Annotated in this window: 12 protein-coding genes; 11 read left to right on the forward strand and 1 reads right to left on the reverse strand. The window is 59.8% G+C overall.

Going from position 1 to position 15,317, the window contains the following annotated elements; all coding sequences use genetic code 11:
- Positions 1 to 94: 94 nt before the first annotated feature.
- The 7 genes from BLP10_RS04850 (at position 95) to BLP10_RS04880 (ending at position 6,495) form a co-directional block, all read left to right on the forward strand.
- Positions 95 to 466 carry a septal ring lytic transglycosylase RlpA family protein gene (locus tag BLP10_RS04850; protein WP_425286938.1) on the forward strand — a complete coding sequence of 124 codons (372 nt, stop codon included), beginning with the start codon at positions 95 to 97 and terminating at the stop codon, positions 464 to 466.
- 72 nt (positions 467 to 538) lie between these two features.
- Complete coding sequence (locus BLP10_RS04855; protein WP_091130991.1) at positions 539 to 895, forward strand: hypothetical protein; 357 nt, start codon at positions 539 to 541, stop codon at positions 893 to 895.
- Positions 896 to 952: 57 nt separating this feature from the next.
- Positions 953 to 1,297, forward strand: a complete 345-nt coding sequence (locus tag BLP10_RS04860; protein ID WP_244510396.1) for a hypothetical protein — start codon at positions 953 to 955, stop codon at positions 1,295 to 1,297.
- 56 nt (positions 1,298 to 1,353) lie between these two features.
- On the forward strand, positions 1,354 to 1,665 hold the full coding sequence (locus BLP10_RS04865; RefSeq protein WP_091130998.1) for a polyhydroxyalkanoic acid system family protein: 312 nt from the start codon (positions 1,354 to 1,356) through the stop codon (positions 1,663 to 1,665).
- Between the two features lie 208 nt (positions 1,666 to 1,873).
- Complete coding sequence (locus BLP10_RS04870) at positions 1,874 to 3,079, forward strand: glycosyltransferase (RefSeq protein ID WP_244510397.1); 1,206 nt, start codon at positions 1,874 to 1,876, stop codon at positions 3,077 to 3,079.
- A 5-nt stretch (positions 3,080 to 3,084) separates the two neighbouring features.
- A complete protein-coding gene (gene glf / locus BLP10_RS04875) occupies positions 3,085 to 4,239 on the forward strand; it encodes a UDP-galactopyranose mutase (protein ID WP_091131004.1) in 1,155 nt (384 codons plus the stop codon).
- A gap of 81 nt (positions 4,240 to 4,320) precedes the next feature.
- Positions 4,321 to 6,495 carry a family 1 glycosylhydrolase gene (locus tag BLP10_RS04880; RefSeq protein WP_244510398.1) on the forward strand — a complete coding sequence of 725 codons (2,175 nt, stop codon included), beginning with the start codon at positions 4,321 to 4,323 and terminating at the stop codon, positions 6,493 to 6,495.
- Positions 6,496 to 6,570: 75 nt separating this feature from the next.
- On the opposite strand, the gene BLP10_RS04885 is transcribed toward BLP10_RS04880, so the two are convergent.
- Positions 6,571 to 9,321, reverse strand: a complete 2,751-nt coding sequence (locus tag BLP10_RS04885; protein ID WP_091131007.1) for a glycoside hydrolase family 2 protein — start codon at positions 9,319 to 9,321, stop codon at positions 6,571 to 6,573.
- 326 nt (positions 9,322 to 9,647) lie between these two features.
- Between BLP10_RS04885 and BLP10_RS04890 the strand changes: the two genes are divergently transcribed.
- From BLP10_RS04890 to BLP10_RS04905, 4 genes are all read left to right on the forward strand, one after another.
- On the forward strand, positions 9,648 to 9,935 hold the full coding sequence (locus BLP10_RS04890; RefSeq protein ID WP_091132058.1) for a hypothetical protein: 288 nt from the start codon (positions 9,648 to 9,650) through the stop codon (positions 9,933 to 9,935).
- A gap of 145 nt (positions 9,936 to 10,080) precedes the next feature.
- Entirely contained in the window at positions 10,081 to 12,636 is a 2,556-nt protein-coding gene (locus BLP10_RS04895; RefSeq protein WP_244510399.1) for a DUF3772 domain-containing protein, read from the forward strand.
- Positions 12,633 to 13,127: a CAP domain-containing protein gene (locus BLP10_RS04900; RefSeq protein WP_091131010.1), complete on the forward strand. Its 495-nt coding sequence runs from the start codon at positions 12,633 to 12,635 to the stop codon at positions 13,125 to 13,127. Before BLP10_RS04895 ends, BLP10_RS04900 begins: the two co-directional genes overlap by 4 nt.
- Positions 13,128 to 13,232: 105 nt before the next feature.
- Positions 13,233 to 15,212: an ABC transporter ATP-binding protein/permease gene (locus BLP10_RS04905; RefSeq protein ID WP_091131014.1), complete on the forward strand. Its 1,980-nt coding sequence runs from the start codon at positions 13,233 to 13,235 to the stop codon at positions 15,210 to 15,212.
- The last annotated feature ends 105 nt before the right edge of the window (positions 15,213 to 15,317 follow it).

Below are 15,317 nucleotides of genomic sequence, written 5' to 3' on the forward strand. Positions count from 1 at the left end.
CCTTTTTAAAGATGAGCTTCACTTCCAATCAAAACGGAAGGGGAGACTATCTTTGAAGAACATCCTCACCCGCGTGACAGCAATCGCGCCACTTCTGCTCGTTGCTGCATGCAATACGACTGCCTCCAACGATCCCACTGTCACGGGATCCATCTCGCAAGCCAGCCTGGGTAAGGAGTTTCAGCGGGGCACCGCCTCCTGGTACGGCCCCGGATTCCACGGCCGGAAGACCGCCAGCGGCGAGCGTTTCAACTCCAATGACATGACGGCAGCCCACCGGTCTCTGCCCTTTGGCACGCGGCTTCGGGTCGTCAATGAGTCGAACGGCCGCTCGGTGGTCGTGCGCGTCAACGATCGTGGGCCTTTCGCCCATCGGCGCATCATCGATCTGGCGAAAGGGCCTGCTCAGGCTCTGGGTCTGACCTCCGCTGGCACAGGATATGTCTCCCTGCACAGGCTCGATTAAGGGTGCCAAGTTAGGCGCTTCTTAATTCCTTGCGGCGATTCTTGGCTCGATTCGGGACCAAGGGTTGCTTACATGGAATCGAGATCGTCTCAGGCGACGAACGTCATCCGCTTTCCGGGCGCACGCTCGTCGGCCAATTCCCGCCGCGATCAGAAGAGCCTTATGGATGCGGTTTATGCCGCAGGCTCCCTGCCGATTGCGGCAGATGATCGGGCAACCAAAGATATGGCGACCCGGCTCAATATCTTCGGCTTTGTTGTCATCGACGAGGTTCAGACGGATGGGACGGCGCGCCGCTTGCGTCCCTCGGAAGCCTTCCAATCGGCGAATCAGCATCCATGGCGCGTTTCGAAGCCTTCGGGCTGCTATCGGGTCGATGACGCCTGGCCGGAAACGGATCAGGATCTGTTCGCCGCTCTTCTCGCCTGACCGCTAGGCTCGCCTTTTCCTGCGCCTGAACTATGTCCTGCCGCATAGCAGGCTCGCATGAGCCTCCAGGTTCTTTACGAGTGCAGGATTGACGCAATGCATCTGGTGCAGATTCTTCTGCCGCTAAATGACAATGCTGGCCGCCGCTTCGATGGAAAGGCCTACGGTCGCGTCCGCAGCGAGTTGTCGGAGCGATTCGGCGGCATCACGAGCTTCACCCGCGCGCCTGCCGAAGGCGTCTGGAAGGAAGGCGGCCACACCACCCACGACGATATCGTGGTGTTCGAGGTAATGGCCCGCGAATTGGATCATTCCTGGTGGGAGAACTACCGCGCCGAGCTGGAGCGCCGCTTCCAGCAGGAGGCTATCGTGATCCGCGCGATCAAGGTTGAAATGCTCTAACGGCGGAACCTCAGCCGTGCTGCTTCGCTTGTTGTTTCGGATAGCGGAGTATCCTCATGTCAAAACCTCTCATCGTCACTATCCCCCATAACCTCGGCAAGGCCGAGGCTCTGCGCAGGCTGCAAGGCGGCATGAGCGGCCTGAAATCCCAATTCGGCGACAAGATCGCGTCCATCGATGAAAGCTGGACCGGTGACCGCATGGATTTTCGTGTGGGTGCCATGGGTCAGAACGTGAGCGGCAACGTGCAGGTGATGGACGAACAGGTGCGCGTGGAAGTGCAGTTGCCATGGATCTTAGCGATGATCGCCGAGAAGGCTAAGACTTTCATCCAAAAGCAGGGAACGCTGATGCTAGAGAAGAAGTGATACGCACGGTCAGCTTGAATAGTTGTTCACAAACATGAACGTAGATGGAACCAAATTGCACCGACTGCGTTGATTAAACGATTGCGCCCGCGACCCATCTCCGGAGCGCTTCACTAAAGTCATCGCATTATTCGCCCCGGACCGTGATTTTCCGTCCGTTCGTGACAACACATCTATTCTTGAGGATCGCGCTATGCATGAGCGTTTGATGACGCAGCCGCATGCCCTCCGTACGCCTTCCAAGGCCACTTCCCAAAAGCCGCTTCTCATCTGTTTCTCCCATCTTCGGTGGGATTTTGTCTGGCAGCGCCCGCAACATCTGCTGAGCCGCGCGGCCAAGCATTACGATGTGCTGATCATCGAAGAGCCGATCTTCAAGGCGGACATCCAGCCGCATATGGATGTGAGCAGCCGTCCTCAGGGCGTCACCATTGCTGTTCCAATGCTCCCTGAAGGCCTTTCGCATGAAGATGTCATCGCTGAGCAGCATGACCTCATCGAGGGGTTGATCGGGCGTGAATCCAATGGCTCGCGCGTGTTCTGGTACTACACGCCCATGGCAATGGCCTTCACCAGCGATTTCGAGTGCGAGCTGTGCATCTACGACAATATGGACGAGCTGTCTCTGTTCCGTGGCGCCTCGCAGCAATTGCTCGATCTTGAAAACGCGCTTTTCTCACGCTGCGATCTGGTCTTCACGGGCGGCATGAGCCTTTACGAGGCGAAGAAGAGCCGTCACCGCAGCGTTCACGGCTTCCCGTCCTCCATCGATTTCAACCATTTCTCTCAGGCTCGTTCCATTCGCCAGGACCCACTGGACCAGGCGCATATTCCGCATCCGCGCCTCGGCTTCTTCGGCGTCGTGGATGAGCGCATGGATATCGATCTTCTGGCAGAAGTCGCCGATCTGCGCCCCGATTGGCAGTTCGTCATGATCGGTCCGGTGGTGAAGATCGACCCCGCCACCCTTCCGCAGCGGCCTAATATCCATTGGCTTGGCGGCAAGGATTACAAGGAACTGCCGCATTATCTCTCCGGCTGGGACGTAGGCTTCATGAACTTTGCCTTGAATGAAGCTACGAAGTTCATCAGCCCGACGAAGACGCCTGAGTTCCTGGCCGCCGGCGTTCCCGTGGTTTCAACAGCCATCACCGATGTGGTGAAGCCTTACGGCGAAAAGGGTCTCGTCGAGATCGCCCGCAATGCAGAGGAAGTCGTCGCCAAGGTCGAAATGATGCTTGCCCGGCCGAAAGATGCGTGGCTCGCCAAGGTCGATCGGCATCTCGCTCAGGGCTCTTGGGACAAGACCTGGGGCGCCATGCACAAGCTCATGCTCGATGTGACGGGCGATACGGCTTCTGAGCGTCCGGCTGCTGCCTCCCTTCCTCTTTACGCCACCACGCCTGCGGAGTGATCTGAATGTACGACTGGCTGATTGTCGGCGCCGGCTTCGCGGGAAGCGTGCTGGCCGAGCGTCTTGCAACCGAGCGCAACGAACGCGTCCTGCTTATCGACCGCCGCAACCATATCGGTGGCAATGCATACGACCGATACGACGACGATGGTCTGCTGATCCATCAGTATGGGCCGCATATCTTCCACACCAACTCGAAGCAGATTTTCGACTATCTTTCCCGCTTCACCGAGTGGCGCTTCTATGAGCACCGGGTGCTGGCTGAGGTGGACGGTATGCAGGTGCCGATCCCCATCAACCTCGACACGGTCAACAAGCTCTATGGCCTGAACCTCACATCCGAACAGCTCCAGGAATGGTTCGCGGAGCGGGCGGAAAAGATCGGCGAGATCAGGACATCGGAAGATGTGGTGGTCTCCGCCGTGGGCCGAGAACTCTACGAAAAGTTCTTCCGCGGCTATACGCGCAAGCAATGGGGCCTCGATCCATCCGAACTCGACAAGTCCGTGACCTCACGCGTGCCCACCCGCACGAACCGGGACGATCGTTACTTTGCAGACGAGTTCCAGTTCATGCCGAAGAACGGCTACACGCGGATGTTCGAGAAGATGGTGACCCATCCGAACATTCATATCATGACGCAGACGGATTATGAGGACGTGAAGCATATCGTCCCGCATCGGCGCGTCATCTATACGGGTCCTATCGATGAGTATTTTAATTATCAGTTCGGAAAGCTGCCCTACCGTTCTCTGCGCTTCGAACATGTCACCCTCGACAAGCCCTGGCATCAATCCGTCGGGGTGGTGAACTACCCGCAGACCCAGGATTATACGCGTGTGACGGAATACAAGCACCTCACGGGCCAGGAGCACACCAAGACGGCCCTGACTTACGAGTACCCATCAGCCGAAGGCGACCCCTACTATCCCATTCCGAAGCCGGAGAATCAGGAGCTCTTCAAGAAATACGAGCGCCTGGCCCTTGCGACACCTGACGTATGGTTTGTGGGGCGTCTGGCGACGTACCGCTACTACAACATGGACCAGATCGTCGGCCAAGCTCTTGCCACTTTCCGGCGTATCAACGAGTCATTGCCTGTCGATGCCGATACCACGGCCGTCAAGGTTATGTCGTCCTCCGCGGCTCTGGTGTCATGACACCAGAGCTCTATCGAAATCCGCCGAACAATCCGCAATGAGAAAGGTTTGTGAGAGCTGACATAAGATAGCTTGGAGCTAATGATGAAGCGACCCCTGGAGCTTTGGGGCGGTATTGAGTGCACTGTCGCGCGTGTTGGCGACGAGTACCGCGATCAGGGCCTGGAGACCGGATACAGCGACCGCATCGAGGATCTCGACCGGATCGCCGAACTCGGCATCCGCACGCTGCGCCATCCGGTTCTTTGGGAGACAATTTCTCCCGAGAGTCCGGACCGTACGGACTTCACCTGGCACGATGAGCGCCTGACAAGATTACAGGAGCTCGGCATTCGCGCCATTGCGGGCCTATGCCATCACGGCAGCGGACCACATTACACCCATATGCTCGATCCGGCTTGGCCCGAACTGCTCGCGCGCCATGCCGCCAATGTAGCCGAGCGCTACCCGCATCTCGACCTTTATACTCCGGTCAACGAGCCGCTCACCACGGCACGCTTTTCAGGTCTTTATGGCCATTGGTATCCGCATGGCACGAGTTACGAGGCGTTTCTCAAGATCCTCGTGAACGAGTGCAAGGCCACGGTTCTGTCCATGCGCGCGATCCGGAAGGTTCGTCCCGACGCCCAGCTTGTGCAGACGGACGACATGGGCAAGACCTTCTCGACCCCGTTGCTGGCCTATCAGGCCGAGCATGAGAACCAGCGCCGGTTCCTGGGGTTCGACCTCCTGTGCGGCATGGTGGATCGAAACCATCCCTGGTGGGAGATAATGCTGAGATCCGGGGTCAGCGAAGCAGATCTTGAATTTCTCCTGGAAGGCGACGCCGCCCCGGACATCATCGGCATTAATCATTACCTCACGAGCGAGCGCTATCTCGACGAGAATATGAAGCGCTACCCCGAGCATCATTGGGGTGGGAACGGGCAGCATCGATATGCGGATGCCGAAGCGGTGCGCATGCCATTGCCCGCCAAGGAACTGGGCCCCGCGGCCCGTCTGCGCGAAGTCTGGGAGCGCTACAAACGCCCGATAGCGGTCACGGAAGCCCACCATGGCAGTTCTCGCGACGATCAATTGCGCTGGCTGATGGAGGTTTGGAACGACGTTGAGACATTGAGGAACGAGGGGGCCGACATTCGCGCCGTGACCATCTGGTCGCTTTTCGGCGCGGTGGATTGGAACAGCCTGCTCACGCGGCGAAACGGGTTCTATGAGCCTGGTCCGTTCGATGTGCGAGCGCCCGAACCTCGACGCACGGCGTTGGCTCATGCGGCTGAGGCGCTGGCGAAAACCGGAATCTACGATCACCCGGTTCTCGACCGGGCTGGCTGGTGGAAGCGAGATATCCGTTTCTATAAACGTCCAGCCAAACAATCGAGATCGTGCTGGCTCGCGGACGAGCCGCGTCAGCTGTTGATCACGGGCGTCACCGGAACGCTGGGCCGTGCCTTCTCGCGGCTTGCGGAATTCCGCGGTCTCAACCATTCGCTGCTTTCCCGCCACGACATGGATATTGCGGATCCAAAAAGCGTCAGGAAAGCCTTGCGATGCCACAGACCCTGGGCGGTCATCAACACGGCCGGTTATGTGCGCGTGTCGGAGGCGGAGAACGATGCGAAAGCCTGCTTCCGCGAAAACACGGTCGGTGCGGAGGTTCTCGCGAAAATCTGCGCGGATCTTGGAATTCCCATTGTGACGTTTTCGTCCGATCTCGTCTTCGACGGCACGCTCGACAGACCTTATGTGGAAAGCGACGAAGTCAACCCCACTACGGTTTACGGCGCCAGCAAGGCCGAGGCGGAGCAACGGGTCATGGCCGCCCATGACAAGGCCCTGATCATCCGCACGAGCGCCTTCTTCGGCCCATGGGACCGCTACAACTTCGTGTGGTCGATCCTCAATACCTTGAGCAAGGGGGAAGGAGTCGAAGCCAGCGTTGATGTGGTATCGCCCACTTACGTGCCCGATCTCGTCAACACTGCACTCGATCTTCTGATCGATGGTGGAACCGGCATCTGGCACATGGCGAATATCGGCGAGATGTCATGGCGCGATCTGGCTGCACAAGCTGCCGAACGGGCCGGATTCGACCCTGCCCTTGTTCGCTGCGCGGGAGATGTCCCGATGCTGAAAACGGCGCTCACGACCGAACGCGGCATCCTCATGCCCCGTCTTGAGACGGCTCTCGACAGGTTCTTCATCGACAGCGAGGTGGATTGGTCGGAGGCAGGCCTCAAGGTGGCTGCCGAGTAAAGGCTTTTATCCTATATCGCAAAGAAAGCGGCGCGGAGATGATCCGCGCCGCTTTCTTTTGAGATCGATCAAGTCTTAAGCCGCAGCTTCCGCTGCACGCACCGCTTCCTCGAGACGCGCGGCCCGGGATTCGACTGCGAGTTCCACAAGAGCATCCGTCAGAATGGTGGCCGTCGGATCGGCCAGTGGTGCGTCGCGCAGCAGGCGCAGCGTGGAGGCAACAAGGCGGCCGCGTCCGTAGGACCGCTCGACACCGAGCGCTACGGGTTTGTGGATCCAGCCGACCACGAGACCGGCGAAGACGCGGGCCTGGAAGTCGAGCAGGTTGCAGCCAGAGATCACGAAATCGGGCAGCACCCGGTCCATGGTCTCATCGAGCAGCGGTCCTGACGGGAAGCGCGAGAAGTGCCCTGCACGACGCAGCCAGCCGAAGGAGGACGCCCAGTCGCCGGACCACAGGGTGCCATGACGCGTCTGCACCTTCACCGCCTGCCAATGCGGGAAGAATGGATAGAGACTCATATCCGTTTCCGGCAGAAGGAGGAGCTTCGCACCGGCACGCACATGATCGGCGATCGCCTTGTCATGCGTGCGAGAGACGATCAGCGTCGATTCCTCAAACGCACGGGCCAGGGTATAGCCGAGAGCACGGAAGTGCTCGCGAATGTCCTCGTCGGGCGACCATACCAGTTCCCGGACATGCACAGGCTTTGCACGTTTCGGATGGATGGCGATGTCGTGATGATTGTGGGCAATCAGAGCGCCATCGGGTCCGCGAAGATCGAAACTGATACGCCGCAGGGAAGGCTCGTCCATCTCAGGGACCCGCACCTCGACACGGCCGAGATCGAATACGTCCGGTGCTTCGATACGCGGCAGGGTGATCTGCTGCGTCTCGTTGTTGAGCGTGATCTCAAGCGTGCAGTTTTCCAGCACCGGGCCGGCGCCATGTGCGACAGCCAAGTCGAGGGCGATTGTCTCACCGACCCAATAGGAAGCACGCTCCCATTTCGGCACGATCACCGTGTCGGAATTGATGATGTGGAAGAGCTCGTGGAACACGCGCGGATTGCGGCGCATGTCGAGAAGACCGTTCGATTCCCAATGGCAATCATGGAGCTCGGTGATCACATAGCCGGCGAGATTCGGCTTCCGGCGCATGGATTCGACTTCGTATTTCAGCGCACGGAACTGCTGCCACTGCGCAGCAATCACGAAACGCCGCAAGTCACCGAACACACGGTCCAGGCTCCAGTCCGAGAAGCGGTTCTCGACACCGTGGGCATACATGACGCCCTCGCCCCAGTCGTGGCCCGTCTCGAACCACCAGGGCTCCTCGCCATTGGCATCGCGCAGATCCTTTGGATAGGGCAGGCCCCAATTGCCAAACTCCGAGCACATGAGAGGCTCGCGGCCGGTAATCACGGCATCGCCATGGGGCGAGTAGAGCCAGGATGCACGGCTCGACAGCTCGTCCACGAACTGGTCCCACTGCGCTCTGTGATCGGGATAGGCGGCATAGAAGTGATAATCCGCAATATCGGATTCCACGTGGAAGCTCGGCGCGAGCGGCGAGTTGTCGACGACGAGGCGAGTCGGATCGTAGGCCTTGAGCCACGCAAACGTGCGCTTGAGCCAGTCGCGGTGATCCGCGTCGTTGACGAGGTCGACGCCCCAGTTCTCGTTGATGATCGTCCAGATGATGATCGACGGGTGGTTGCCGTCGCGGTCGACGATGCCTTTGAGGAGCTTTTCCTTGCGGCCCCGCGAGCGATCGGTGGCCATGCCGCCGTTGGGCAGCTCCGTCCAGATCAATACACCCATGCGATCCGCTACCTCATAATAGCGAGGGTCCGCTGCCTTGATGTGGCAACGCAGGCAGTTGAGGCCAAGCTCTTTCGCCTTGCGGAACTGATCCTCCAAAAACTCCACCGACGGCACGGTGCAGATCGTGTCCGGGTAGTAATCCTGGTCGAGGGCGGAGCGCAGATAGAGAGGTTCGCCGTTGAGATAGAACTTGCCGTTCCGGGTTTCGATGGTGCGAAAACCGAAATTGTCGGTGATCTCGTCCTTCACATCGCCGGCGCGCATGAGCTGCAGGCGAATGCGGTAGAGGTTCGGATGATCGGGCGACCACGGCTGCACGTCCGGCACTGTCAGCTCGAAGGGCATGCTGGTGACGCCTACCTGCGTCTCGTGCACCTCGTCGACGACGATGGCGCCGGAAGGATCCGTGACTTCGATGCGGATCTGCGTTGCATCCATCAAGGGACGAGCGAAGAAGACGCCGGACGCCACATGGCCCGTGGCAAGGTTCGGCACCAAGCGCACGCGATTCATATGATCGGGGATGCGGCGCTCCAGATAAACAGGCTGCCAGATGCCTGAAAGTGGCCCGTACCAGCTCTGCTTTCCGAACGGGATTTCAGCAAAGGGCGAATCCGGGAATTCGGCAGGATTGTCGGTGGGGGAATCCACGCGCACCTTGATCTCGTTCGGTCCCGGCTTGAGGTGGGGGGTCACGTCGAACGAGAAGGGAAGGAAACCGCCTTCGTTATGGCCGACCGCCTCGCCGTTGATGAAAACCTTCGTGTTGTGAAAGACGGCGCCAAAGCGGATCCAGATGCTGTCGTGCAGCCACGCTTCGTCGATCTCGATGGTTCTGCGATAGATCCCGATGCCTGCGCGCATGCGCAGGTCGGAAAACTGAGCCTGCCAGGGACTCGGCACCATGATCTGGCGAACCTCCGCCGGGCCCGACAGACGATCGTCGGCCACGTGCAAAAATTCCCAAGCCCCGTCCAGACTGATGCGATTGTCCTGCATGTTTTCTCCTTGAATTAGAGATTACCCAAGGGCGCCTAAGACGGCGAAAAAATGGCTGCGAGCCGGGATACGAATGCCGTTCCCGGGGGTGCGACAATCGATGCTTTCACGTCTGCCGGAACCATCGGTCCTCGTCCCTGAGATTGGGTTGGTGTTCCGTCGTGAACAACGGCGGAGTGCTTCAATGGATCCAAAAGGGAGAGCGTGACCTCGATATGATCTATCATCGAGGCTTGGCAGGAACCGCCCCCTCCATCCAGCGTTGCCCTGACAACGCAGAGCCTTGCCGCTCGCCCGACATTCCGCAGTTTCCAAAGAGGCTTGAGATGGTTCAACAAATCCCCGACGATCGCGCCCGCCAAGGCGCTTCCGGCCGCCCGGTTCTGGGCGTTTTGCTCGGCTCATTGCTTCTGCTCGCCGTTGCAGTGGGCGGTTATTTGATCTGGGCAGGGGCACAATCGCCTGACGACCCTGGAACGGATGCTGCCCGCTCGGCCACCACCGGATCGACGACTGGCTCGTCCAACGCCAACCCTACGGACAGGGTTTCGCCTGCCAACCCGGCTTATCCTGCCCCCAACGCGCAGCCATCCGCAAACCAGCCGGCACAATGACAAGAGACTAAATTCTTCGAGAAAGCCTGGATGGTGGCCCGCCATCCAGGCTTTTTTGTTGCACTTCACTGGTCCGGCGGCGAGTTTTCGCCTTATTGATTCGCGAAAGAACCGACCCGAACGGGAATGCGATAAGGCGGACTGAATGACCGGGATTGGACTGAAGCGGCTTTTGAACGCCGCGATTGTTGCGTGCAGCCTTGCTTCGGGCGGCTTCGCTCTGGCGCAGTCGGCCCCTCAGGCACAGCCCCAGATTCCTGCTTCCTCTCCGGCTCCTGCTCCCCAGCAGCGTGCGCCGTCACCTGCAGCCCAGGAGGGGCCTGCAGCAACCGTATCGGCGGAAACGAAGGCAGCGCGCGCCAAGCTCGATGGTTTCAAGGCCGACCTCGAGCAGAAGGAACTGGCGCTGCAGGGGCGGGCGCAGTCCGATACCGAACTGCAGAATCTGCGTCAGCAGATCGAGCCTATCATCGCAGCGATCCGGGTTGTCATCGAAGAGCAGGCACCACGGCTGGAGGCGAGCCGCCAGCGCCTTTCCCAGCTTGGGCCAAAGCCTGCCAATGGCCAGCCCGAGGAAAGCGCCGACGTTGCCCGGGATCGCGCGGATCGTGAAGTGGCCGTTGCCGAACTCGACGAGACGCAGCGGCTCGGACGCGCATTACTGGTCCAGGCAGAGCAACTGAGCGCCCAAATCGGTGATCTGCGCCGGGCCGGGTTCACGCGCGCGCTGTTCGAGCAGAGCGACGGCATCCTAAGCCCCAATCTCTGGATGAGCGTCATCCAGGCCATTCCGAATGAGCTGAGGGCACAACGGATCGTGCTCACCGACGCCCTTGAGCAGGCGAAGCGCAATGCGACCCTGGGCGTGCTCCTGCTTCTTGGTCTCGCCATTGGGGCCGCCGTGGCGCTTTATGTCGGGCGTCGCTCTCTTGCGCCGCGCTTGGTGAGGCGCGATCCCGAGATCACAGATCCATCCCGCCGCAGCCGCCTGATGGCCGCAGTCGGCGTTCTTGCGCTCGGAGCAGGTCCGGCGATCGCAGGCAGCTGGATCGTCTGGATCGCATTTGATTCGGCGGATATCGTCCCGCCCCGCCTGGAAGAGGTTGGAAAATCGATGCTCGGCGGCTTGGCCTTCATCGCCTTCGTGCGTGCTCTGATCGATGCCGTTCTCGCACCTGGCCATACGTCCTGGCGCTTGATTCCGGTGCGTGACGTTTCTGCAGTGCGCATCATGGGTTTTTCGGTCACGCTGGCGACCGTGCTGATTGTCGAGAAGGTGATCGAGGCCTTCAATAAGGCCGTTGCCGCCGTGTTGCCCATCACAGTGATCACCAGGGCCGTCTTTGCACTGGCTATGGCATTCATCTTCGCGGAACTGCTGCGGCGCTTCGCGACGAGCGAGAACCAGGACGAGAACTGCCTCGGCCCATACGTGGCGCAGGAGGTCGATATCGGCGGACCGGTGCGAAGCATCGGCTGGTTTACTGTCGCGGTCGTCATCGGCAGCGTGATCGGCGGCTATACGGCTCTTGCTTCATTCGTCGTCGATCAGGCCATCTCGATCTCCCTGATCATCGCGATGCTTGTTCTTTGCATCACTCTGGCGGACGAGTTCATCGCCGGATCTCTCCGCAGTCAGAGCAGGCTCGCCACAACGCTGCAAGCCAATACGGGCATCCGCCGCCGTTCTCTGGAGCAGATCGGGGTGCTGGCGAGCGGCATCGCCCGGCTCGCGCTCATTATCATCGCCATTCTGATGGTTCTCCTGCCCTGGGGAATCGAATCCACGGATGTGATGGGTTCGCTGCGGGCTTTGTTCTTCGGGTTCAGTGTCGGCGATGTCACGATCTCCCTGTCGTCCATCCTGATTGCGGCGTTTTTGTTTGCTGCCGGCTTCACGGTCACGCGCATCATCCAGCGCTGGCTCGACAACACTTTCCTGCCTGCGACCGATCTCGATGCGGGTCTGCGCAACTCGATCCGCACGGCAGCGGGCTATGTGGGCATCATCACGGCCGGCGTTGTCGCCTTCACCTATCTGGGCTTGAGCCTGGAGCGGCTGACCATCGTAGCCGGTGCCCTCTCGGTGGGTATCGGTTTCGGCCTACAATCCATCGTCAATAACTTCATTTCAGGGCTCATCCTGCTCTGGGAACGACCGATCCGCGTGGGCGATCTCGTAGTGGTCGGTGATGCTGAAGGCTATGTGAGACGGATCAATGTGCGTTCGACCGAAATTCAAACCGGGGATCGCGCGACACTCATCGTCCCTAATTCGAACCTGATTTCCGGTGTCGTCCGCAATCGCGTTCGCAACGATCGTGTCGGGCGGGTGCTTGTCACGATTCCCGTGCCCCGCGCCTCCGACCCGGATCAGGTTGCGGAAATCATGAGAAACGCTGCTCTTGCGCATCGTGAGGTTATGACCGAGCCCAATCCGCGTGTCCTGTTCAAGAAGGTGACGGAAAACACCATCGACTTCGATCTCGTCTGCTTCGTGGATGACATCGATGCGGCGGGCAGGGTGTCGAGCGATATCTATTTCGACATTTTCCGGGGCCTGAGAAAAGCCGGTATCGGTGTGCCGACGCCGATCGTGCCTGAGCCCAAGGAAGAGGAAAATCCGAAGGACGACAGCTCCAAAAAGGGTGGAGAAGAGGATGAAACCTTAACTCTTCTCAAGGATAAATCGCCTGCATGAAGAGCCTCCTCTGTTCAAGCCTTGCAGCGCTCGTCCTGGCGGGATGCCAGACCGGGCAGCGCCAAGCACACCAGACGCCGAGCTTCTATACCTCCATGGCCAATTCCGGCGCGGTGGTGGATGCAGTCATGGCGCGCGACATGATCGGCGCCTATCGCCGCAACAATGGCTTAGGCCCCCTCACGCTCGACCCCGATCTGCAGGCAGCTGCCCAGGCGGAAGCCGATGCCATGGCGGCGGCCGACAAGCCGAGCTCCGCCGAGGCCTTCAAGGGTCGGCTATCCTCGGCAGGCTTCCTCGCGCCGGGAGCCAATCTCTCTGCAGGCTATCATACGCTCGCCGAGGCGTTCTCCGGTTGGCGGGAAAGTCCTCAACACAACAGGGTGCTGCTCGATCCCAAAGCGACGCGGATCGGCATCGCTACAGCCTATACGCCGAACTCGAAGTACAAGGTCTATTGGGCTCTGGTGGTCGCGGCCGACAAACCCTGATCTAGGATTTGTTTCGGTTTTGTAGTGGCTTGGAACTTAATTCAAAGCGTAGCTCTTTAGATTCAGCGTCGGTGGTGGCGTTGTAAGAGCGTGTTTTGAAAGACCATGCCGGACTTCGATCCCAAGCTGGGCAAGCAGATGCCCCCGCCTCCAGCGACAGGCAGCGAGCAGGACGTCGGACCCGGTCAGGATACTACGCTTGCGAAGGAAGCGGACCACGCCGCCGCTCACCAGACGAATCAAAGGCTTCCTGAACCTCCCCATGAATTGGCGCCCAGCATCGGGCGCGAGATGTTCCTGCTGTTCCGGGACATGTACCGGAACCGGAAGGGCTGGCCGATGACCCGGCTGGCCATTGCCATCGTCGTCATTCTCATCGGCAACATGGTGGGCCAGGTTCGTCTCAACCAGTGGAACGGCGCTTTCTTCGATGCTGTCGAAAAGCGTGACACGTCATCCTTCTTCGATCAGCTTCTCGTCTTCGTCATCATTGTTGCCGCTCTCCTTTCCCTCGTCGTGGCGCAAACCTGGTTACAGGAGAGGCTCAAGATCCGTCTGCGGCAGCGCTTGACTCAAGTGCTGCTCGATCTCTGGCTCAAACCCAACCACGCTTATCAGCTTGGCTTCATGGGAGAGAACAGCCGCCAGCCCGATCAGCGTCTGCAGGAGGATTGCCGTCTCTTCTCCGAGCTGTCGACGGAGTTGGGTGTCGGCATGCTCCAGGCCTTTCTCCTGCTCGTCAGCTTCATCGGCGTCCTGTGGACGCTCTCGGGCGACACCACCTTCATGATCGGCGGACGGGAAATCACGATCCCCGGCTACATGGTATGGGTTGCCATCGGCTATGCCGGCATCGGCTCCGGGCTGACCTGGCTTGTCGGCCGCCCGCTGATCCGCCTCAATACCGAGCGCTATGCCCGTGAGGCCGATCTGCGCTTCGCGCTCGTCCGTGTCAACGAAAGCGCGGAGAGCGTCTCGCTCTACAATGGCGAGAACGACGAACGACGCAATCTCGATGACTTCGTAGAGGCTGTTCTCAAGTCAACGCGCCGCTTGTCGGGGGCGCTCGCGCGTCTGACCTGGATCACGTCAGGTTATGGATGGCTCGCGATCGTCGTGCCGATCCTCGCAGCCGCACCTGGTTACTTCAGTGGACGTCTCTCCTTCGGCGGCATGATGATGGTGGTCGGCGCGTTCAACCAGGTGCAGGCGGCCCTGCGCTACTTCGTGGACAACTTCCCGAAGATCGCCGATTGGCGGTCTGCAGTTCTGCGCGTGGCTACCTTCCGTCAGGCGGCCATCGATCTCGAGGAGGTCACGGCCCAGAACGGCAGGATCGAAATCTCGCCCCATCCGCAAGGCTGGCTCAGCTTCGAGGGATTGTCGATCGCCTTGAGCGACGGAAGCATTCTCATCGAGGATGCCACGGCAGAAATACAACCCGGCGAGCGCGTATTGATCATGGGTGAGTCTGGAGCGGGCAAGAGCACCCTGTTCCGCGCCATTTCGGAACTTTGGCCTTGGGGCTCGGGCACGATCCGCCTGCCGCCCGGTCACGAGATGATGTTCCTGCCGCAGCGTCCCTATCTCCCATTAGGGACCCTGAGAGCAGCTCTCAGCTATCCTGCATCGCCGGAGACATTCGACGATGCCGCGATCCGCGGGGCGCTGGAACGGTGCGGATTGGGAGAGTTCGTGGATATGCTCGACAGGCATGAACGGTGGGACAAGACCCTGTCGCTCGGTCAGCAGCAACGTGTCGCCTTCGCACGCGTTCTTCTGCACAAGCCGCGCTGGGTCTTCATGGACGAGGCGACCTCTGCCCTCGACGAGGAAAACCAGGCTTCCATGCTGTCCCTGTTCGACGATGAGCTGAAGGGCGCGACAGTAATGTCCATCGGGCATCGGCCTGGACTTGAGGAGTTTCACACCCGAACCCTCTACATTCGAAAGACAGAAGAGGGCGCGATCCTCTTGCCGCAGTCCCGCCTCCAGAATGCTGCCCATCCGCGGCGGAAATGGATGGGAAGCCTCCGCAAGCGCTTCAAAAAGGGCGACCATAACCATAGGCGAAGCGAGGCATGAGGCGTTCATATTCTCCAGCCTTGGCAACTTCAGGGAACAGGATTACGAAACTCCTCCTCGGGAGTGGAGTTCTCCATATGACCATGGCGCCGGGGACAGGGTGAT

This window comes from Microvirga guangxiensis (assembly GCF_900102135.1).
GTDB lineage: Bacteria > Pseudomonadota > Alphaproteobacteria > Rhizobiales > Beijerinckiaceae > Microvirga > Microvirga guangxiensis.

Bases quoted from the DNA above. Each gene is read 5' to 3' on its own strand.
- BLP10_RS04855 (WP_091130991.1), top strand. From the start codon at position 539: ATGGAATCGAGATCGTCTCAGGCGACGAACGTCATCCGCTTTCCGGGC.
- BLP10_RS04860 (WP_244510396.1), top strand. From the start codon at position 953: ATGAGCCTCCAGGTTCTTTACGAGTGCAGGATTGACGCAATGCATCTG.
- BLP10_RS04865 (WP_091130998.1), top strand. From the start codon at position 1,354: ATGTCAAAACCTCTCATCGTCACTATCCCCCATAACCTCGGCAAGGCC.
- BLP10_RS04870 (WP_244510397.1), top strand. From the start codon at position 1,874: ATGACGCAGCCGCATGCCCTCCGTACGCCTTCCAAGGCCACTTCCCAA.
- glf (WP_091131004.1), top strand. From the start codon at position 3,085: ATGTACGACTGGCTGATTGTCGGCGCCGGCTTCGCGGGAAGCGTGCTG.
- BLP10_RS04880 (WP_244510398.1), top strand. From the start codon at position 4,321: ATGATGAAGCGACCCCTGGAGCTTTGGGGCGGTATTGAGTGCACTGTC.
- BLP10_RS04885 (WP_091131007.1), bottom strand. From the start codon at position 9,321: ATGCAGGACAATCGCATCAGTCTGGACGGGGCTTGGGAATTTTTGCAC.
- BLP10_RS04890 (WP_091132058.1), top strand. From the start codon at position 9,648: ATGGTTCAACAAATCCCCGACGATCGCGCCCGCCAAGGCGCTTCCGGC.
- BLP10_RS04895 (WP_244510399.1), top strand. From the start codon at position 10,081: ATGACCGGGATTGGACTGAAGCGGCTTTTGAACGCCGCGATTGTTGCG.
- BLP10_RS04900 (WP_091131010.1), top strand. From the start codon at position 12,633: ATGAAGAGCCTCCTCTGTTCAAGCCTTGCAGCGCTCGTCCTGGCGGGA.
- BLP10_RS04905 (WP_091131014.1), top strand. From the start codon at position 13,233: ATGCCGGACTTCGATCCCAAGCTGGGCAAGCAGATGCCCCCGCCTCCA.